The organism is Maritimimonas sp. 2210JD6-3, from assembly GCF_056591795.1.
The window spans coordinates 1-232 of record NZ_JBWQOJ010000121.1 but is presented as its reverse complement, the minus strand read 5'-3'; the positions used below and the strand labels follow the sequence as shown (position 1 = coordinate 232).

Annotated in this window: 1 pseudogene; it reads left to right on the top strand. The window is 35.3% G+C overall.

Annotated elements, in window-relative coordinates:
* A pseudogene (locus AC1EUY_RS16220) lies at positions 1–228 on the top strand (IS5/IS1182 family transposase); the annotation flags it as partial.
* Between the last annotated feature and the right edge of the window lie 4 nt (positions 229–232).

Sequence of the window (232 nt, the reverse complement as noted above, 5' to 3'; positions counted from 1 at the left end):
AATATATGCCCAAATAAACGTAATGGGAATACTGATACTGACCACTATTTTGATGAAAAACTCTATAAAGAACGCTACGCCATTGAACGCACCAATGCTTGGATGGATAGCTTTCGTTCTTTGCTGAACAGATTTGACACAACTTTGACCAGCTGGAAAGGCTTTAACTTCCTAGCTTTTATTGTAATCGGACTAAAGAAATTTTATAAACTTAAAAAGTCAAGATGACTTC